Source organism: Lachnospiraceae bacterium JLR.KK008 (assembly GCA_037015955.1).
Taxonomy (GTDB): domain Bacteria; phylum Bacillota; class Clostridia; order Lachnospirales; family Lachnospiraceae; genus VSOB01.
Genome location: CP143548.1, coordinates 1,011,357 through 1,032,652 on the forward strand (window position 1 = coordinate 1,011,357; position 21,296 = coordinate 1,032,652).

Genomic DNA, 21,296 nt, shown 5'->3' on the forward strand with positions numbered 1-21,296 from the left:
CCGTACGACCTCCTGTTATTGCGCAAATAATCCATGGATTTCTTCTTCTGTGACCGATTCAAATCCGTCTCCGATTAATTCCTCAATGATACCAACCTTGGAATTGATCGGAGCGATTGTGCTTGCCAGATCATTTAAATTCCGGTCAACAATATCCATGTTCTCATTTAACAAATCGATATTGACTTTCTCATTTGCCTCTGGTTTGTTTAATTGATAATTCGTTGTACTTTTCAATAATAATCACCTCATTCTCACAAGTACAAATCATAAAATTTCATTAACTGCCAGGTGGTAGTGCCGCCGCTTAAATCATGTGCGACTGACTTGACGATATATTGATGTGTTTCCCTTTGATCACTTCTCCGGTAACTTACTTTTATGTTTACATCGGCGAACGGGCACAGCTTTGTGGTGATCGTGATGGAGTCTGGCAATCTGCAGTTTTTCCAGTTTTCATATTCGGCGCGGGAGAGAGCGAGAGAGTCGGAAGTGATATTTTCATACTCGCCACCTTGTTTTACGTCTAAAATTTCACCCAGTTCCTGTACTGTAAAGGGACTGTCCGGTATCACTGTGAAATCAACGCTGTCACAGTGATAGACCGATTGAAAATACTCTTTGGAAAATACTTTTACAACCTTGCCGTCCTGTGTTGTATAATCCATATCACTGATAAAACCGTTTGTGAGTACATTGATCCCGTGTGCCTGCCATTGTCCGAGATAATAGGCATAAGTAACCGTATCATTATTTACACGTTTTGTTTTCAGTTTGAAGACATATGTTGATCCCGCTTCGAAAACATTTGGCGCTATCGGTTCCTCCGTATTTTCGTCTATTATATTGATCTCACCGAGCTCGTTTATATTTAACTGGCATCCGGCATCGTTTGAAGAAGGAACTTTTACTGCAACCATATCACCACTTTTGTACTTATCATAAGAATCAACATGACAAGTAAGACAATTTCCAGTATAAGCACAGTCTTCCGTATAATAGTCTGCATCTAAGGATCGTCCCCATACTTCGCAAATATTTCTTACTTTGGTTAAATCAATCGTTGTATTCTCAGATATTAAGATTTTTGAAAAGAAAGAGTTGTCAAATGTAATCATATCTTCGTAACAACCCGGAATCATTTTGCATACAAATACGCCGTCTTCGTCAAAATACATTTCATAATTCGGGTATAAGTCACGGAATGTTGTCAAAATAGAAAGAACGCTGCATCCTGCGGTAAATTCCTGATCGCAGGGCAGCGCGTTCCATGTTTCCATATAAGTGCCGTCTTTTACCTGTACTTTTGACTGTTCCCGATATTCCAGGTAGTCCGCATTGTAAGCGGGCATTCCCTTGAACTCGCCGATTTCGTCGATTTCATATTCCGTGACTTTCCCGAGCCGTGTCAGGGTGGTAATGATTGCGTCACGTATGGAATTATATTTGACGATCTGCCCTGTCGCAGGGTCCGCTTCATATGCCGGGAACTTTATTGTCAGAGCTCCTAACTGTCCACTTTTTGTTCCGTCAAGTTTCGTCATCAGATCGGAACAGCTCATGCTGATCTGATTGCTGGCAGAGTCATAGTTTGCGGTAGTATTGGAAAATACATAGGTTCCCTGTCTGTACCAGCGCCACTGATTCCATATGTTATCTTGTATTCCAATCTGTATTTTGATGATCCGATTGGGCCATATAATACCGTCTTTATCTACTGCCAAATATCTGTTTTTTAACGGAACAGCAGTAGCGGAAAAACTACGTCTGACATCCGATTCGGCGTCAATACTTGAGGAACCGTTGATAAGCCCACACTCCAAAGTATCAAGATGTTCTCCATTTTGCTCGTCATAGACGTCTATTTTTATTCGAATATCCAGTATATTTTGAGCGATTATTTTTAAGTCTCTTGTATTTACCTGCATCATCTGTTCCACCATTCCTCAGTAGCAGTAATGAACCCTGCATCGTAAAGATCTCTTTCCCGCTCCGGATCGCCTACTTCCGTACAGGTAAAGGTTATTTTTCTGTTCCTGTAATCATCGACTGCCGTATCTGACGGGGGAGTAGTAACGTATACGAGCCATAGATTGCCGTCAACGCTTTTTAATATTTTCGGTTTCCCGTTTCTTAAAAATAATTTTGCCGCATTGTTATAGTTAATCCGGCGCTGGTCATCATCCAGTATGTATTCGCACCCATTATCAGCTGTTGGAAAGAATTGTGCATTCACAGTAATTTCCTCATAATTTGCTTCTGTATTTCGGACAATCGTTGGATACTTGTCATACATAGTCGTGACGGTCTGTTGCGGGACGATAGAAGTGTTGTCCAGATAGTTATCACTTAAATTTGTGTTCCATACTTCATCCTGATCGGCTATCATCAAAGAATTTGATTTTACTTCTACATTGCAGGTAAAATAAAATCCTTCTCTGCCATTTATGATTGGAACAGCGGCATATTGATACGCATAGTCTGGTCTTGCAGTTATATCAATATTTTTTATGTTGAAATCGGCAATCGTTTCAACTTTGTGTGTCTCAAGTGTGATCCACTTAAAATCGCCTGCCTTTTTACGTTTGATAATCAAATGTGATACCGTATCAAGTCTCCAATTCACATTACCGGCGCATGTATTGCCATTAAATTTTGCATGTAAAATAGTGTCCCAGTCCCATTCTTGCGGTATCGTTACTTTCAGTTCGTCTGTCACATTTTGTGATACGCGCAGATCATCATATTCCCCGTCCGATAAGTCTGCCTTTACTATATTATTCATATCTGTAGGGGTACATGGAACAGACATAATATCTGCACAGAACATACTACCCAAAAATATCATATCTGTTCATCTCCAATCCATATATCGTATTTATTTTCCGCTAAATATTCCGGTTGATCCGGCATATAAAATACAGTCACATGATCTTTATCTATACGCGTAACTCCTGTCTCCCCATTTTGTATCCAAATGTCATATAAGGCTAAACTGCTGTTTGTCGGCCGCCTGTCACCCCACCACATATTATGTTTTTCTTCGTATTCTGTATCAACAAAGCATACTAACTGGTATATATGATTGATTCTGCGGATATGTACCGTTACAATATCACTTGCGTCTGGCATAACGGGATCAGAATATAGGATATAGCTGCATATTCCGTTTGGCACAGTCAGTTTATACCGCATCCGTCTATCGTCATAAATGTATGAGGATACGGTAAAGCCATAATTTGCATTCGAACATTTGAGAATTGTAGTGTTTCTGTACATGTTTGTCCCGCGGATCGACATGGTAAAGTCGCCGTCGATGATAAAATCTCTGTCATAGACAAGCGTTTTTCCAATCAGATTTATGAAGCTGTTATTGTATTTATACTGATCGTCATATCCGGGAATATCAGACTGGCTGGGATTGATAACCGTAAAATTTGTCGCGTAAGTAACAACACTGTTATTAGCGTTGCATTTTGCATATATATTTGAAAAGTCAGAAGGGTTTTTATATTTTACATATATTTTTATATAGCCTGTATCAAGGGCGATGCCATTAACGGTCATTCCTACGGCGCGGATTTGATAGAACGTCTCGTTTTCAAAGCCTCGGAACGCATAATTCATAGTATCTGTCGTGTAAAAAATTTCACTTTCCGTCAATAAGCGCTGCACTTCGTCATATAATTGAAATCTGAACTCTGCAATATCTTCCCATTCCGGCTGATCGTATACCAGTTCCGCATATAAGGAAGCGGTAGTAACAGTGTCGCCTTCATTTATGTTCTGGAAATAGAACAGGGGAGTGGAAGCCGTCCAGAAATATGACTTATCTGATAAGGCGCTCTCTGCCCCGGATGAGTCCATGACCTGACCCTGTACGGCATATTTTTTGCCGTTTGTCAATGTATTTGCCGGTATTGTATGCTCTAAGGAAAGCAGAGAGTGATTACCGGAAGTTGTGTGATCGTATACCGGAGAAAATGTTTTTGCATCATATATGATCACACGGTTACGATAAGGCATATTTCCGATATATGACATAGACAGGGTATAATCTTTTGTCGCATCAAATGGTATGATTTTATTAATAATTGGTTTTGCTATATTCGCCACCTCCATTCTGCCGTTTTTGTGCTACCTTTTCGCACATATGTATGCTTCATTCATGCTGTGTTTTCCATTTGGGGTCTTTACCCATACGGCGGTTCCTACCGTCGGATGGATATTTACGCCGTCCTTCACCCAATAGTCGTTTCCGTCTATCTTCACCTGATATTGACCAGAAGATATGGCGGTTACAACAGTGGCAATCTCCGTATTTTTTGCATGGTTTGCCAATGCCTTATCCAGCGTGATTCTGATAGAATTGATGAGTTCTTCCTGTAAATCCATAGGTTATTTCCTTTCCTTTTGTTTTTGCCTGTCACGCTGCACAAATGATTTGCTTCCGCTCAAAGACTGCGGACATAAGAATTTCTAACTGTTCTGACGAGGGTAACTGATCTGCGAGGCAATCGGCTGATATTCGCCATCCGGGCTCAGATCAGCCTTTTTCGGACATCCCTGTCCGAAAATTGCCGGGAGATGACAGAACAGTAAGAAATTCTAATATCCTTCGTATATCGCGTTCCTCAAATCATTTGTGCAGCGTGACGAAACCAAAAAGAAAAGCAGGCTTTTTCTTCCGCAAAAACATGAAAGTCAGACACGCCGGACATTTCGATGAGCCTGTGAATACAAAAGCCATGTTCCGCAAAGGCTTCCATGGTTTTACAGTCTCATCTCCATGGCGGTCAAATGCCTTTCTTTGTTTTTGTGGAAGAATTGATTGCGTTTCGTAAATACCTTTTGTTCCCTTACCTGCTAATCATACTTTTCTGGTATGCCTTCATCGCCAGTCCGGTAAATTCATGTTCCAGTGCGATTCCTACCTGTTTCATTACCTGTTGGTCGGTCACGCCGGGGCAGGTGATCGTGACGCCTCCCATGTTAATGATCGGTTGCATATGATTGTTCGTAACAACAGTTGAATTGGTGATCTGCCTCAGCATACTCTCCATCTGCTGTTCGTGCCGGGCCATCGCATTGACAGAGAGAAATTCCGGCCCGCCCATCCTCTGCACATACGCATCAAACCGTTTCCCCATCAAGATGTCGGGATGGTCGTCGGGCAGCGGGGTGTATACATGCCCGTCAGAGCCGAGGAAGCTCCCTCTGGGATAGGGATTGCCGTTTTTATCCAGCATGACGGCGCCGTCTCTGTCCCTGAGCAGCCCATCGTTTTGTTCGATGACCGTATCCTGTCCGGTTTTCAGCCCGGTGATCGTATCCAGCAGCTTTTGGAACTGCTCGCTGTCCCACAGCTCGCGGATACTGCCCTCCAGTACGCTGACGGAGGAGGCGTCCGCCGTTCCCGAGGCGAAGGCGCCGATCAGCTTCCCGCGGCCGCCGCCCGAGGTGACGCGGTGGTATCGCTTTAGTTCTTCGGTCTGTCTGTGGTTGAAGACGATGTCTCCCTTTTTGAGCTGTACTTCCTGCGCACCGCCGGTGATCTCGTACAGCGTTCCCCCGCGGGCGATCATCTCGTTTCCCAGTTCGTTGACAAGGGAGGTCTGGTCTCTGGCAACGGCGCCGCTTCCGTCAGGGGAAGAGAGCGTGCCGTATGCGTTCGCAGCGCTGACCGGATGGGCCGCATAGCCGCTTGTTACCTTGTCGATCTTGTAGGCGCTGGTATTCTTAGCCTGCAGCTCCTTTAATGCTTTTAAGGCCGCGTTTACCATGTCAATGACTTCGTTAGCCATGTCCGTGGTCATGGTGCATACGGAGGCGCAGATGCCGTCGATGGAAGAGGCGAAGGACTCAAAGCCGGGAATCCATTCCTCGTTTAAGGCGGCAGCGGCGGCCTGTCCTCCGGCGGTGATGGTCCCGACGATGGTGCCGTCGCCGGCGCTTTCTTTTCCGGAGGCGGAGGCATTTGCCGACGACGGGCCGAGGATGTCGGCCAGTTTTCCGCCGGTTCTCTTTTCCGGCTTTTCTGCGGATGAGATGCCGATGATGGCCCCGAGGTCGGTGTTAAACTGGGTCCATGCGCCCGCGTATTCTGTCAGTTTCGTGTCGATGGCAGTCTTTGCAGTGTCCATGGCAGTCAGGAGAGGGGCGAAGAGGGCGTCGCAGCCTGTGGCCTGTCCGGAAGCGGTTTCCTGTCCGCTTATGGACTGGATCATGCCGTTCCAGATAGAAGGGATCTCGAGGCAGATCCCGCGGAATCTCTCGATAAAGGCATGTAACTGTCCGAGGATGCCGCCGGCTCCGTCTTCCCCTGAAAGGGCGGCGGCGAACTGCCGGGTATCAAGGGCGGGGATGGAAAGGCTCTGGACCTCGGAGGTAAGCGTATCCAGCGTTTGGGTAACTCCTTCCACCTGCTGCTGCATTTCCTGTGCGGATGCGCCCGCAGTGTGGAACTGTTCGCTGGCAGCCGTGGTGTCCGCCGCGTTTAACGCTTCCCCGATCTGCCTGGAGGAGTCGGCGGTCTGGCCGATGGCGAGGCCGAGCAGGCCGGCTTTCCCGGTCAGTTCGTCCATGGACAGTCCGGACAGGCGCATGGCGTTGTCCATAGAGACGGAGACTCCGGCAAGCTCTCCCCACTGCTGTGTGAGCGCGCCGACCGCGCCGGCTGTCACGAGGTCGATGGCCGCCTGGGTGTCGATGCAGGACTGCGCCAGTGAGGATAACAGCGCATCGCTGTGGGCGAGGATCTGGTCGGGGGCGTCCTCCCCGAACATGGCTTTGAGGTTTTCCATGGCGGCGGAGCGTTCCCTGCTGTCAAAGGCTTCGTTCCACCTGCTTTGGTAGGCTTCTATGTCGGCGATCTTTTTGTCAAAGAAGGCGTCGGATTCGTCGGCGAGCGCCTCCAGCTGTGTCTTCTGGTCTTCGAGCGCGTCGATCCCGTCTTGGATCAGGTCGATCTGCGCCTGCAAATCGGCAATCTGAATGTCTCTCTCTGCTTTGTCGACAGCCGCCTGTGCATCATCCACGTTTTGGTTTGCTTCTTTTATTTTGGAGCCGTCAACATCCCATACCATCTGCCCATCTTTATAGAGCATCTGGCTTCTTTGGTTTTTAGCACGTTCTAAGTCATAGAGAGCTTCTTCTTTACTCTTGATGGCATCCAGGAGGTTTTTCTGCCTGTCAAGCTCATCCCCTTCGTCTTTGAGGGCGTCGATCTTTAACTGGATGGCGTCTTTTTCCTTCTCCTTTGCCTTAATGGATTCTTCGATTCTGGCGATCTCATCTTCGTAGACCTTCCGCGCCTTGTCTTTTTCATCCTCTGTCTCATCAATCTGGTCATCAAGGAGGGAAGATGCGGCTTCTGCCACAGTATTTAAGTAGTTTTTTTCTTCCTGTAAGTATTTCAGTTTCGCGTCTTTTGCCTGGCCTGCAAAGTCTCTCTGGCCGGCGTAATACTTCTCGTAGAGCGCCTGCATGGCGCCCAGGTATTCGCGCTCTGTGATTACCTGATTTTCCCGGAGCTTTTCGATCTCGCCGGCCTCTAACTCATAGGCGGCCACGTGTTTGTCCTTTGCCTTCTCATGGAGTTCGTCGATCTGATGCTGCGCCTGCTCTGCCTTGTCATACCACTGTTCGTAGGTTTTGATCGCTTCCTTGAGGTCAGCGTCCGTTATGGACTCGATGGCAACGCCGCCGTTCTGGACGAGGTTTTTGTATTCATCGGATAATCCCGCGGCCTCCGCTTTTGCCATGTACTGCTTATAGGCCTGCTGCTGGAGCAGGATCTCTTCGTTAATCTTGCCGATGCTCTCGGAAAGGGCCTCGTTCTTTTCAATGGCGGAAGCGTAGGCGGAAGAAGCGGCTTTATCAAGGCGGGATAAGTCATCTTCGATGGCCTCGATGGCTTTGGCAATCCAGTCGAAGGTTTCCGCCGTCTCTTTCTGGGAGCGGGAAGCACCGCCTCCACTGCCTGTGCCGTTTCCTTTGGGAGCAAACTCTACGGGCTCATAGTTTAAGATGTCTTCCTTTACTTTCCCGCTGGCTTCCTTCATGCCGCGGGCCGCAAGCGCCATAGCCTGCTGTGACTCTCTGGAGCCGTCTTTCTTATACTGGGCCTGTGCCGTCTCAAACTGTGCCTTTGCATTGGCAAGGGTGACCAGGGAATCGGCGGAGATACCGGCCGCCTTTGCGAGGGACAGGATCTGGTTTACATCGGATAGGGTGCTGATGGACGCAGAGTTTACAAGCAGCTTCTTTAACTGTAGTGTCGCAAGGGCCGCGCCGCAGTTTTCCGCCCCGCCCTGTTCCTGAATGAAATCAGCGATCTGTTCTTCCGTGGCATTGGCAAGATCGAAGCCCGCATCCGCGCATTCCTTTTTCGCGGCGGCATACTCTTCATACGTATAACCGAGGGCGGATGCCATGGCCTGTTCGCTGTTCATCACGCCAAGGGATTCTAAAAGAGACTGCATCATCAGGTACGCTTCCCCGGAGCACTGCGAGAGGGCAGGATTTAAGGAGGATACAATGTCTGTGGCGAATAAATCTATGGCTTCATGGACGTCATCTTCTGTGGAAGCGGTATCTGTCAGCACTCTTGCAAGGTTCTCAAAGGAGGCATAATCAACACTTATATCCACGCCTTCCATGGAATTCAGGTCGTCAATGGATGATTTGATGGAATCCAGCATGGATAAGTCTACGTTTTCAAGGGTAAAACCGTCTTCTGTAAAGATGCTCTGATAAGCAGATTTCAGGGCATCGAAGGCGGGCATTAGCTGGGTGGTTAGCTGGGAGATGGTAGAAGAGACGGAGAGGGGAAGATTATTATCATTGACGCCGGCAGTAACAGCATTTTTCTTTGCTTCTGTAAAAGCATTTACGGCTTCTGTGTAATCGGTGATTCCTTCTGTAACCTTCTGCCATAAAACCCAGTCATCCTCAGTTACCACATGTTCATTCCAGAAGTCATCAAGTTGATAACCAACAGCATTGTTGACTTCAAAGCCTCTGTCATCATGGCCATAACCGCCAAGCTGACGTTTTGCTTCGTTTAATGCTTTCTCATATCTGTCCCGGGAATCTTCTACATCGAATCCCAACGCGACACGAATCTCAAACGGATCTTTTTTCAGCAGAACAGCAATCGTGTTGATAAATCTTTCAATTTTTGTCTGGTTGTCCTGAGATAGATTCCCGGCGTCTAACAGGAATAATGCCTCAAAGTTAGATTGCAGCTTCCGTTTATCAGAATCATTAAGTCTGCCCATCGGAACAATGAACTTATCCCTGATATAAGCATATGGATCGGGGTCATATGCTTTCATGGCACTGGCATAACTGTAATCGAGGCCTTCAACAATCTGTATGGCAATATCATGCAAATCAGGGTCCAGATTCTGAAACGTTGATTTTGACTTCATAGAAGAGATTAGAAGCGGTATAAAATCTGCCCAGGCATTTTCTCCTTTCTGAATCTGCTCCTGCAGGCTCTGTTTCTGATCACTGACAGAGTCAAGGAGTGCGCTGCTTACCTCACCAACATTGTCCTGAATAATGTTTTCTAATGCCGTTCTTTCGTCTGGTGAAAGATTGTAAGCCTGTGAATATACCTCAAAGGCACCAGTATTATCGTCCGTATTAAAATGGAATAAGGTTGAATTGTCAATTCCAAGTCCACTTAACTCAACACGTCTTTGTCCATCTAATGACTGCCAGAATTCATTGACAGAGTCCGTGAGAGAATACCAGTAATCAAGTTCCGCCTGATTATTGGTATTTCCGGCAAAAAGTAATTGATTGTTTTCGCCTGTGAGATTAATTCCGTTTTCAGCTATATCCTGTAACTTGTCCATCGCTTTACTGGAATCACTGATAGAACCGTTTAATTTATCAGTTGCTTCGTTTGCTTCTTCAACATAAGTATAGACGCCTTCAAAAGTCTCTTCGAGTCCCTGCGCAGTCCTGAAGTTGTTTAAATCTTCTTCAGTCTGTAAGAGGTCCTCTAGCTGTTCTTTTGCAGTAATACCCTTTGTGCCAAGTGCAAGAATGGAATTACCATTTTCATCAATGCCTTTTGCCAGTTCTGGGAAGGAACTGGCAAGCCGTTCATTGATGTTCAGAAACTCTTCATAGTCCTCTGTGGATAAGGAACGGTTCTCATTGTCTGAGAGGTTTACGCCTTTTGATAATTCCTCATACCTGCCTGCCAGTTCTGATACGGTTTTCCTGTGATCGGCAAGCGTATCGTTCCTCTGTTTGAATTCGGAGAATAGTTCAGTGGTGCGTTCTCTGGCTTTTTCCACTTTGTGGATGTAGTTGTCGAGTACTTTTGCCAGACCCTGGATTGCGACGGATGCCACGAGGAATATTCCCGCGTTGAGTGCTGTGTTAAGGAGTGTTGCTTTGATGGCGGCGAAGTCGAACATCTGTCCAGTTTTTTTTAGGTAAGCACCCAATCCTTCTACTGATGCAGACTGATTGTTGATGGTACCGCTTCCGTCCTCCAGGCTTTTGAAGTAGGAAAGGGCGGTTTCGTCACAGCCTTTTATGGATTTGGCGATTTTATCCCAATATATTTCACCAGTTGCTAAATTAGTATATTTCTCATTGCCAGTAATTGATAGCTTAGAAAATTGATCAATTATTTCTTCGTATTTGTCTAATTTAACCTTTAGTCCGTCAAATAATCCACCTAATTGTAATTTCCCATCAGAAACTTGTGCGAGCAAGAGTTCTGCTTTATCTTTTATAACTTCCAATTATAAATTGCATATGGTACAATACAATTAAATATCAAATGGTATGGAGATGATAATTATGAACTTTGTTGTTAAACAATGTAAAAAATGTAAAGAGATAATGGGAGCCTGTAGACCAGAAAGTTTAATACACACGGCAAATAATTGTAATGGTGAATTAGAAGAATTAAATATATCAGGGGATGAACTTTCAATAATTGAAGATATATCAACTGATAAAGATTTCATTCAAGCCATGATCGATCTAAAAGAAAACGACATCATAGAGTACAATATAAAAATATCCCAGTTTAAGACTCAGCTTCAACAGCAGAAGAGTAGTAAAGCACAAACTGACAATACGCCAAGATGCCCACACTGTAAATCAACGAATATCAAGCCAATATCCACAATAAATCGTGGTGCTTCTATTGCTATGTGGGGGATGTTCAGTAAAAAGATAAATAAGAGTTTTGAGTGTAAAAACTGTGGATATACGTGGTGATTTTTGATAATGTACGAAGTTATCAATCATTATTATGTCTATTTTCAGTCACGAATGTTTTTGGAAGTCATCCGGTAGCATAAAAATAAAACGCACTATTTTTAACGCGCCGCATAGTTGCGGTGAACTTTTTCACTGTCACGCTCAATGACAGGCTGTTGACCATGCCTTCGTGGGTATCAATTCATTCATACCTACGTCCTCTTGGTGGCCGATGGGAGCGGCACTTACTCCGGTAGAGCAGTACGCCTCTCTGCAAGTTGGGTCATCATGCTAAATGATGAGTCACATGAGCCGTTCTTGTCCTTGTCCGGTTCTTGCGATATCCGGAAACTGCGTAGTTCACACACAGTCATATCAGAGGTCTGCGATGTAGCGGTCGCAGTTGATTTTTCTAATATACCCTTCCATATATTTCTATACGGTTCTTAGTGTTTTACACAAGGATTCCCGCCTCGTCACGGGGTATATACTGAGCCTCGCACAATTTGCGTTAAAATCTGATTCGCTAACCCAGCTTTTTTGCACCTAGTAGTCCTCCGGCAATCATGCCGATAGGTTTTAAGGAACCGAACGCCTTAACGATGTTATCAACCGCAGTTACGGCTGTTGTCCCGAGGTCAACAAACCACTTTATGAGATTGGAGTCCAGAAACGTTTTTGACAACCGCTGGAGGGAGCCTTCAAAGTTCTCAACCCGTCCATGGATGCTGTTTATGTATTTCTCGTTTTCTGCATTCGCGCTTCCGAAACTGTCGGAGGCGGATTGTACGGCGTCTCTGACCCCTTCCCAGTTCTGCATGAGGGCGAGAAAGACTTCCTCCTGCCCGGCGCCCGCGGCGTCAACTGCCAATGCGTTTTTTGTATTTTGATCGAGCGTATCCCAGATGCTGGCAGTATCGTTAAGGATATCATAAATATTTCTCAGTTCTTCTCCGCCATCTGCCTGAGCTGCCTGCATCCGGGAGAAAATGGCAGCCTGGCCTGCGGCTGCCGTCTCCATGTCCCCAAGGATTTCATAACCGCCGGCCAGTGTTCCGAGCATCTGTTCCAAAGACATTCCGGACTGACCGGCGGCGGCAGACAATCTTGCGGCGCCGTCAATCAGGTGATCAAAATCTATGGCTTTTGTATTGGAAAGATGTGCCACGGCATCGTTGATATTTGCGGCGAACTCCGGGCTCTCGTTATGAAACCCTTTCATAATGTGAATCAGGCTGTCTGCGGCCTGTCCGGCGTCCATGAGGTTTCCTGACAGGCCGGCTGTCTTTAAGGCTTCTTCGGCATAGGCCATGCTGTCGGAAATCGTATAACCCGCGCGTTTAAAATCCGCCGCGGCATCAAGAACATCGGCGCCGGTTCTTGCCAGGCGTTTTCCTGACGCAGATGCCTGATCCGTCACTTTATCAAGCTGATCCGCGGTCAGGGCAGCCCCCTTTTCCAATTCTGTGAGGGCAGCGTCTATCTTTGATACATTGGCAGCCATTGCCGCCGCGCCGTGGACAAGGTTCGCAATCATGCCTGGTACTTTTGCGTTTGCCTTTCCGCCAGCCTTGTCGACCGTTTGACTCAAAGCGGCTTCTAACTGCTTCGTAATGTGAGAAAGACTTTTCGGGTCCGGTTCCACTTGAACCTTCAATTTGTCAAGCTGATTTTGTATTTTCTTAATATCAGCATTAAGATTCTTTTTTGATTTTACTTCATCCAGTTTTGCCTGGAGCAGTAGGAGAGATTCATTCACAGATACAGGTACCTCCTTTTTGTTTTTTGAGATGTAAAAAGCGTGCCGTTTTTTGCGGCACGCCGTAAGGGTTATTGGGTTTCTATAGAAGAGCAGGGGACCGGCGGCTGTCTGTGCATCAAAATATCCGCAGGGCTGTCCTGCGCTTTTGATTTCAGATTTTGACTGTCACAAGTGTGTAGGAGCACCGTTACACGGCAAACGCGAAAGAACAGACCGTGAACAAAAATCACGCTTCTGATATGGCAGGGCAGAGAGCTGGAAAGTTTTCGGGTTTGCGACTTGCGGAGGATATTGGTATTTTCCATTGTCCTGTTCGATACCAGCAGTTTCCGGACAGGGAGGTCCGGAAAAGGGCTGCCTGAGCCCGGATGGCGAATGCAGACCGTCTGCGTCGCTGTCCTTGATACCAAAAAGCATGACTCTACTGCGACATATTCTGTCAGCACAGGCAGGACAATCTGAAAATACCATATCCGCAGCACAGAGCAAAGTGAAAACTTTCCGGCTCTCTGCCCGCATTAGAAAATGATAAATCATTGTTCACAGTCTGTTCCTTTCTACGTTTGTCGTGGACCGACGGATTCCGCTTTTGCGATGTATTGTTTATAAGCCTGCCTCGGCTACGGTGATAATGGACGCAGAGTTTACAAGCAATTTCTTTAGCGGATGCCATGACCTGTTCGCTGTTCATCACGCCTAGAGATTCAAGGAGGCTTTGCATCATCAGGTACGCTTCGCCGGAACACTGGGAGAGGGCAGGATTTAAGGCTGATACAATGTCTGTGGCGAATAAATCCATCGCTTTGTGCACGTCGTCTTCTGTGGAAGCGGTATCTGTCAATACTTTTGCAAGGTTTTCAAACGAAGCGTAGTCAATATCGATCTCTGCGCCCTCCATGGAATTCAGATCATCAATGGATGATTTGATGGAATCGAGCATGGAGAGGTCTACGTTTTCCAGTGTGAAGCCATCATCTGTAAAGATGCTCTGATAAGCAGATTTCAGGGCATCGAAGGCAGGCTTTAGCTGTGTGGTTAGCTGGGAGATGGTATCGGAGACGGAGAGGGGCGGAATGGGGGTTTCAAAGTTCGATGGTGTGCCTTGAACTTCACCCTGCACATATCCAAGCCGGATCAATGCGTCCATCAGTTCATCGACACTGACCTTATATCCGGCGGCGGCCTCTTTCAATTTATCAAATGACTCATTTTCGCCCGCATTCAGGGACTGTATATCCCCGGCAGTCATTCCGTTTAAATCTTCTGCCAGTTTCCTTAACTCACTGTTATCCTGCATGACGTTGTTAAAATCGGTCAGCCTTGTATCTGCCTGGTCAAATATGTCATCCATGACAGAAGAATACTTTCCCCATTCCTCTTCATTTGACTGGACAGAGTTTTTGATGGTTTCAAGATTTTCCCTTGCAGAGGCAACGTTTTCATCGTTATAAGGGTCTTCACTTTTCATTACGGCTTCATTATATTTCTGTACGGCCTTGAGCGCACTGTTATAGACTTCCGCTCTGTTGTCATCAGAAGCTATCTGTGCAATCAGCGCCTGCTTATAGATCCCTTCGTACTCATCGAGCGTCTCCCTGGCCTTGTTTAAAGAACCGGAAGAAACGTCCAGCACATCATCAAACATGTGTTCATCGCCAAGTTCTTTTGCTTTATTGCGAAGATCTGTCTCAAATGCGTTGATCGTTTCATATGCTGACTGCGCATCGGCATTCAGATGAACGGAAAACTGCAGGTAACTGCCGTCCCCAAGCTCATCGGACAAAGTGATACCGGCATCTTTATACTTTTCCGCGACTTCCTTTAATGCCGCCCCTTCTTCGGTAAATGCCGAGATGTCAGAATCGCTGAGGTTATAATGGCGCTCTTTTGTCATTTCTTTTTCCGCTTTCTCAATTCCTTCCCTGTTTTCATTGAGAAATTTCTGGGCGGCTTCTTTGTTTAGGGCTTTGATGACATCTGTCTGATCTTTGTAAGCGTCGGTTACAAGATTGACGGCGCCATATTCCTCACCATACTTATCGTTAAGCTCTTTCTGAAGAGTCATTAGCTGCTTTTTGATGTTATAAGTTTCTTCTTCATCGCCTTTAGCGGCAAGAAGCGCTTTATGTAGTTCCTGATATTTGGAAGCATAATCTTCTATGGAAGATGCAGAATCTTTATAAGCGTTTGCTGCTTCTTCAGTTGCCTGACGGAGCTCTTCATTATCCTGTTTGATCCCATTCACAATAGAAGAACCTATACTCCATGCAGCAGACACTGCCGCCAATATAATGCTTGCCTTTTGCAGTGCGGACATAGCAGCCCATGCTGCCTTAACAGATGCAGTAAGTCCAGTGAATGCGCCCTTTAGTGTGAATACAGAACCTGCATTCGTTGTATTAGCTGTTGTGTTTGCATTTGTGGCAGTAGTCAAGCCCATTGTTTCGAGTTTGGCTAATGCTTGTTCTTTATTAAGGTCATGTTTGCCAAGAATTACTACTCTATCATTATCAACAAGTTGTTTTTGTGACAATAGTAATTTTAAATTTTTTTCTGTTAAATTTTGTGTTTGAATTCCAATCTCTTTTAGTGCAGTTTTTCTCAAATCATCATCTAATGGTAAACTTTTAATCTGTTGAATCGCATTGCCAAGAGTATTCATTTGTGTAATGGTTCCAGCGATAGCCCCGCCAACAGCAGAAATGCCCTGACCAATCTTTAAAGCCGTAACAGCTATCAGACTATGCTTTAACAAATCTGTCTTATTGACAAGGTCCAGTACAGCCGTTCCCAAGTCTGCCGCATGAGAGATCATGTCACCGTTTACAAACGTCGAATATGTCTCAACTAACTTTGACTGGAACTGTTGCAGGTGTGCCTGCGTGCCTTTAAGATAAGTGTCATACGCTCTCTGTGCGGAACCCGCTGCGTTAAGACTGCTCTGTAGAATTTCCTGTGCTTCTGTCATGTTATTCAGGGTCGCACTGATCGCCGATGCCCTGTGTTTGCCGGCAATAATGTCCAATAACGCACTCTGATCCACATCTGACATATCTTTGTATACTTTTGAAATATCAAGGAAAATATCGTACATAGATCTGATTGTTTTCTGATCCTTTTCGAAAATATCAACACCCGTCAATGCCTTAATTGCTTTCTGATTGTCAAGCGTAGACATCACGCCCTCAGTATCTTCCCCAGCCTCTTCTAATTCAGCCGATGCACCACGGATTCTTAATGCAGATGTTTTAAGAGCTGATGCAAGGGCATCGGCATCCTGATACTGGCGGTTTCCGGAACTTAACAATGCCAGAAATTCATCAACGCTGGTATTCGCATCTGCAAATACGGAGCCTACTGACTGTACGCCCCTGGCCAATTCAGCGGTTGTTATTGAGGCAGTATTTCCTAATTCGGTGTATTTATCGATCAATGCCTGGGCCTTATTTACAACATCTGTATAACCGTCTACAACATCATAAGCCTGCACACCGGAAATGATCGCCTTTGCAGATTCAGACGACTCCATATCGCCTACGTTGCTTAGTATCGTTGATTTTTCAGCCAGTGCATCGCTTGTAGACAAATCATATCCCGACTTGGAAAATTCTGTTGCCCCTTCCATCAATGCTTTTTGTGTTGTCGCCAATTCCTGGGCTTTTTGATTGCATCTTGATAAGTAATCCGCATAGTCATTACGATTTAACTGATCATTTACTTTTATAAGATCAGTATATACCGTATCAAGCTCGACTATATTAGATACCGCTTGTTTTGCCTGTACCAATATTGCCCTGACAATACTCGCGGCAGAAAACAGTTCTTTCGCCCGATCAATCAGCTTTTTCCATTTCTGATCTGTTGATTCTGCTGCTAACCCGCTTGCCTTTAATTCACTGTTAAAAGCTGATATTTGAGTTCTGACCTCCTGTAACTGCGATTTATCAGTAATCGAATAGGTAGAATTCAATAAATTCTCGTATTTCCGGGAGGCCGCTATGTCAGAAAATAATTTCGAATATTTCTGGCCAATGTAGACAATATCATTCACTGCCTTTTCTTTATGGACTTCAATATCTAATGCGATTGATGTTTTATCTGCATACCTCTGTGCAGTCTTTGCCATTGATATAACAGAATTGATTGCATTTTGGGAAGCACCCTTTTCTACATTTACCTTTAATTGCAGCTCTGTAAGATTTTTCTGTAATTGCTCAATTTCATTTAATAATATACTTCTTGTATTTTTATCAGTTTTACATCTTGTGCCAACTTGAATATATAAGTTATTTAACTGTTTTAAACTGTCGCTTAATTGCTTCTTTGAGAGTGCCGTTGCAAGTTTTGCAATCACTTTTACAGAAAGGGTATTGTCAAGCCCATTTAAATCACTTTTTAATTGTGCTTCTGACAGCCGCTTATTCAGTCTTGCAATTATGTCCAACGCAAAATCATTATTACCCAAATGAAAGTACCTCCTTTTTACACATACAAAAAGACAGTCCATTAATTGCAACTGTCTTGTATTATATTCTCTGTATTCAGTTTTTAATATTGCTTAAAACTTAGCCCCACATGTATCACATTTATACGTTTTACTCACATATCCTGTTGATAAAACACCAAAAGTCAATGCCGATGCCGCCTTGTTTGTCAGGCTGATTTTATGTATTTTAGTTGATGAGCAGACAGGGCACTTTGGGACGTTTTCGCATTCCTTTCCCCTCATATTATGCTTTCTGGGATCGACCCAGCTTTCAGGACGTTTGGAAATGATATGGTTTTTCAGTTCATTGCCGCAATGGCTGCACTTACTTATATATCTTGAACTAATAAGCAAATAATCTTTTGTTCTGGCAATCGGATAAGGTGCACATCCTACAAGATGTCCACACTTTGTACAAGTAGTGTAAACATTTCCTGTATCACTATCATCAAAAGTTCCTGGTTCCCGTATACTATACCACCAGAAATCAATCTTATCCTCATCAAAAGAGTCATTTTCGCCTAATTCAACATCATCACCGAAACTAAGTTCTTTATCATGGGCAGAAGTTTCATTATTATCTTCTTTGCTTTCCCAAAGCGATTTCCCACAGACAGGGCAATTATCCAAATTCTTTACCCGATCCAGCGGGAAACTTGATCCACACGATTCGCAAATCACCTTAGCCATACCCAAATCCCCAACTTTCTTCTTTTTTATGTTTTATTATACTACCTATGCAAACCCATCACAAGTATATGACGAACATATTTTCATCCTCCTTTTTCCCATATATCAGTTTTCACTATCTGCTTTTGTTCTTCCAGGGTATTCTGAAGACAATTCGTTATCATCGACAGAGCATCTTCAAAGAATTTCTTTATAATTAAGCATGTCCTGGCAATATTCTTTCTTTGTTTCTTCAGGCAGACAGTCATACACCTGATACATAGAATCCCGTATATCAGATTCACTGGGCCCTTTTCGCTTTTTTAATGCCATCTTATCTATTTTTATTAAAGCCTGTTTCTGACATTTCATCTAATTCAGACTTGATGGAATCGGGCATGAACAGGTCTGTACTTTCCGTCGTGAACCATCGGTGAATATATTTTGGTATGCGGTTTTCAGGGCATCGAAGGCGGGCATTAGCTGGGTGGTTAGCTGGGAGATGGTATCGGAGACGGAGAGGGGCGGAGTTTCGTTCTGTCTCTGATTTAAGTATTCCCTTTCAGCCTCCGCAGCATTTTTAGCGCCCTGTGCGATTTTCTGCCAAGCGTCAATTTCTTCCTGCGTGTTGATAGATTGTTTTTTAAAGAATTCGGCAGGATCGTAACCATCAAATTTGCCCTTTGCAAAATTAATTGCATCTTGGTACTGCTTTTCCAATTCTTCTGTTGATTCCAGTTCAGGTGTTAAAGATAAAGTTATCGCATGATCCTCTCCAAAATATTCTTGAACTTGTCTGATATAATCAGCTTTTTCTTTTGGAATCAGGTCTTGATTTGTAAATACTTCGGATAATGCTTTCGAGATCTTTTCATTGTCCTGTACTTTGTTTATTTCATATAGAAATTCGCTCTGTAACCAATTACTTACTTCATCCCAGTTACCAGCATCAACAGTTTCTGGTATGAAATCAACCCAGTCACCACTTTGCAACATGCTTCTGGTTACATTCTGCATATTGGGGTCCATTTTGCTGAAATTCCATTCTTCAGACAGCCATGTGTTGAGATAGCCTGCCATGCCGGAATTGGCAGAAGCAATCTTGCCTTCCAGTACCCAGGCGGTAGTTTCATACTCAGAGCCAAATTCTTCCAGCTTAGATATTAACAGTTCAAATTCTTTTTCTGAAAGCTTTGTAAAATCCCATTCACCGGAAAGAAAAGACTTAGCGGCATATCCCGACGCGGATTGTTTTTCGCTGTAAAAATCATTTCCATAGCGGGAATCCATTATGCCGGTTTCCTTGGCCGCTTTGATCAGAATGTTGTTGTCGCTTTCGTTATCCAGGGATAAAGTGGAACCTTTTTTCACTTTCTCTGCCAGTTTTAAGTGTTTGTCGGCTGCTTTTTCAGCGTCGTCGAGCGCTTTTTGAAATTCCTCATTATCTAACAGGAATCCTGCCCATAGATCCGGCATATTTTTCAGGATTTCCTGATTGGAAAGTTTCTGCTGGACAGTGACTAAATCATTGAGGGAGCCGACGATCGTGTCGACATTCCCGGACAGGCCAAGGATTGCGTTCCCGTTGGCATCATAATTGACGGTTAATTGCGGGAATAATTCGGCTAACTGGTTGCTCAGATCAAGAAACTCTGCATATTCATCCGTGCTGAGGGAGCCGCGGGACTGATTGACGCTGCCCGGGTTTTCCACTCCCTGGGCCAGCTGTGCGTATCTCTGTTTGATACGGTCTGTGGCCGAGGATAATTCATCAAAATCGGATTGGATCGTTTTTACGGCGGACCTGGATTCTTCCGCGGTTTCCCTTATTTTCTGCTTTGCTTCTTCTAACGAATCGTTGTATTTCTTAATACCAAGAGCGGCGCCGGTGAGCGCGCCTACGACCAAGGTAACCCATCCAAGAGGATTCGTAGTCAGGAACGCCCACAGGGATGCGGTCGCGGCTTTGATCTGTATCCACAGACCCTTGAAGGCTGTGCCCAGGCCGATGGTTGTGCCTGTAGTTGCTGCCTGAGAGGCGGCGACGGCATTTGTACTTGCGGCATTGGCCAGTTCTGTTGTGGTTGTTTCGAGGAGTTCTCCTTGTAGTTTGCTGGCTGAAAGAATTGTTTTGATCTGCTCTTTGTTGAGTGTTGACTGAGCGATTGCTGCTTTGAGGGTTTCTTGTGTGTAAGATTCTCCAATTCTTTTTAAATCATCATATGCTTTACTTGATTTTTTTATAGCATCTAATGCTTCTGTTGTCTTGGCGAGAGATTTCAGTTGCGTTTATATTTTTGGAATGTTATAATAAAAAAATAATGAACGATAGGAGTAATACATGACACCACAAGAAATTTGGGACCAAATAAATAATTTTGTTATGGACACAGAATCCGATGAGGCTGTATGTAATACACTTTTAAAATTATATTATGCTAGAAAAGAAGATGAAGCAATTAAATATATTGAGGATTTTTTTAAATGTGATAATAAAACGGCAGAAGATACTTTTAATATTTTTAGAGAAAAAACAGGCGCGCCACCTTCACAAGAACAAATTGCCCATGCAAATGCAGTAGCAAAAGAGCTATTGAATAAACCCAAATGTCCGATTTGTGGAAGCAAAAATCTGTCAAAATACAATAGTTTTGGGAAAGCATTGAAAATGGCTAAATATGGCATCTTCGGGATGTATGATAATGGCAAAACTTACATATGTAATAACTGTGGCAGTAAATTTTGACAGAAAATAATAACACTGTGTTAAATAATAACATTTGATTTTTACTCGTTGGCCGAAACACTGCGGCCAAACGTATTACTGAAAATCATAAAATCGCAATACGCACTATGCCTTATTAGTAAGCTGCATTATGGCTGTAGCCTGCTAAGAGGATGGGTATGTCTGTGGGGATTGCTCTCTGATATGGCTCAGAGTGCCGTCCTGCTCGTTGTCCATTGTCAGTGATACTTAGGCACCTATCGGATCTCTCCGATATTTCCCTATATCAGCATCATCAATTTTTTCTACTTTCGTAACCTCATCCGCAGCTTAGGGATTGTGGTTTGATGTGCATTAGCAGAATTTCTTCTGTCTTACCTGTGTGTAAGAAACTTCCAAGCATTTACTCCTCCATG

12 protein-coding genes are annotated in these 21,296 nt (G+C 44.5%); 2 read left to right on the forward strand and 10 right to left on the reverse strand.

What is annotated here, in order from left to right; translation table 11 throughout:
* Window positions 1-15: 15 nt before the first annotated feature.
* The 6 genes from V1224_05105 to V1224_05130 all read right to left on the reverse strand — a co-directional run bounded on the left by V1224_05105 (window position 16) and on the right by V1224_05130 (window position 10,439).
* On the reverse strand, window positions 16-237 hold the full coding sequence (locus V1224_05105; GenBank protein WWR16813.1) for a hypothetical protein: 222 nt from the start codon (window positions 235-237) through the stop codon (window positions 16-18).
* A gap of 17 nt (window positions 238-254) precedes the next feature.
* Window positions 255-1,931 carry a DUF5048 domain-containing protein gene (locus V1224_05110; protein WWR16814.1) on the reverse strand — a complete coding sequence of 559 codons (1,677 nt, stop codon included), beginning with the start codon at window positions 1,929-1,931 and terminating at the stop codon, window positions 255-257.
* Entirely contained in the window at window positions 1,928-2,848 is a 921-nt protein-coding gene (locus V1224_05115; GenBank protein WWR16815.1) for a hypothetical protein, read from the reverse strand. The genes V1224_05110 and V1224_05115 overlap by 4 nt, the downstream gene beginning before the upstream one ends.
* Window positions 2,845-4,122 (reverse strand): hypothetical protein, encoded by a 1,278-nt coding sequence (locus V1224_05120; protein ID WWR16816.1) that lies wholly within the window; start codon window positions 4,120-4,122, stop codon window positions 2,845-2,847. The genes V1224_05115 and V1224_05120 overlap by 4 nt, the downstream gene beginning before the upstream one ends.
* A 15-nt stretch (window positions 4,123-4,137) precedes the next feature.
* The gene (locus V1224_05125; protein ID WWR16817.1) at window positions 4,138-4,395 is read right to left on the reverse strand and encodes a hypothetical protein; all 258 of its coding nucleotides are present in this window, start codon (window positions 4,393-4,395) and stop codon (window positions 4,138-4,140) included.
* Window positions 4,396-4,859: 464 nt separating this feature from the next.
* Complete coding sequence (locus V1224_05130) at window positions 4,860-10,439, reverse strand: hypothetical protein (protein WWR16818.1); 5,580 nt, start codon at window positions 10,437-10,439, stop codon at window positions 4,860-4,862.
* A 391-nt stretch (window positions 10,440-10,830) separates the two neighbouring features.
* Here V1224_05130 and V1224_05135 point away from each other — a divergent pair, with 391 nt between their 5' ends.
* A complete protein-coding gene (locus V1224_05135) occupies window positions 10,831-11,256 on the forward strand; it encodes a hypothetical protein (protein ID WWR16819.1) in 426 nt (141 codons plus the stop codon).
* A 508-nt stretch (window positions 11,257-11,764) separates the two neighbouring features.
* Here V1224_05135 and V1224_05140 read toward each other — a convergent pair.
* The 4 genes from V1224_05140 to V1224_05155 form a co-directional block, all read right to left on the reverse strand.
* A complete protein-coding gene (locus tag V1224_05140) occupies window positions 11,765-12,997 on the reverse strand; it encodes a phage tail tape measure protein (protein WWR16820.1) in 1,233 nt (410 codons plus the stop codon).
* Window positions 12,998-13,439: 442 nt separating this feature from the next.
* Window positions 13,440-17,465: a phage tail tape measure protein gene (locus tag V1224_05145; protein ID WWR16821.1), complete on the reverse strand. Its 4,026-nt coding sequence runs from the start codon at window positions 17,463-17,465 to the stop codon at window positions 13,440-13,442.
* 93 nt (window positions 17,466-17,558) lie between these two features.
* Window positions 17,559-18,176, reverse strand: a complete 618-nt coding sequence (locus V1224_05150) for a hypothetical protein (GenBank protein WWR16822.1) — start codon at window positions 18,174-18,176, stop codon at window positions 17,559-17,561.
* Between the two features lie 351 nt (window positions 18,177-18,527).
* Window positions 18,528-20,063 carry a hypothetical protein gene (locus V1224_05155; protein ID WWR16823.1) on the reverse strand — a complete coding sequence of 512 codons (1,536 nt, stop codon included), beginning with the start codon at window positions 20,061-20,063 and terminating at the stop codon, window positions 18,528-18,530.
* A gap of 433 nt (window positions 20,064-20,496) precedes the next feature.
* Here V1224_05155 and V1224_05160 point away from each other — a divergent pair, with 433 nt between their 5' ends.
* Window positions 20,497-20,901, forward strand: coding sequence for a hypothetical protein (locus tag V1224_05160; GenBank protein ID WWR16824.1), 405 nt, complete (start codon window positions 20,497-20,499; stop codon window positions 20,899-20,901).
* The last annotated feature ends 395 nt before the right edge of the window (window positions 20,902-21,296 follow it).

Bases quoted from the DNA above. Each gene is read 5' to 3' on its own strand.
- V1224_05115 (WWR16815.1), bottom strand. From the start codon at position 2,848: ATGATATTTTTGGGTAGTATGTTCTGTGCAGATATTATGTCTGTTCCA.
- V1224_05160 (WWR16824.1), top strand. From the start codon at position 20,497: ATGACACCACAAGAAATTTGGGACCAAATAAATAATTTTGTTATGGAC.
- V1224_05110 (WWR16814.1), bottom strand. From the start codon at position 1,931: ATGATGCAGGTAAATACAAGAGACTTAAAAATAATCGCTCAAAATATA.
- V1224_05135 (WWR16819.1), top strand. From the start codon at position 10,831: ATGAACTTTGTTGTTAAACAATGTAAAAAATGTAAAGAGATAATGGGA.
- V1224_05150 (WWR16822.1), bottom strand. From the start codon at position 18,176: ATGGCTAAGGTGATTTGCGAATCGTGTGGATCAAGTTTCCCGCTGGAT.
- V1224_05120 (WWR16816.1), bottom strand. From the start codon at position 4,122: ATGGAGGTGGCGAATATAGCAAAACCAATTATTAATAAAATCATACCA.
- V1224_05125 (WWR16817.1), bottom strand. From the start codon at position 4,395: ATGGATTTACAGGAAGAACTCATCAATTCTATCAGAATCACGCTGGAT.
- V1224_05130 (WWR16818.1), bottom strand. From the start codon at position 10,439: ATGTTCGACTTCGCCGCCATCAAAGCAACACTCCTTAACACAGCACTC.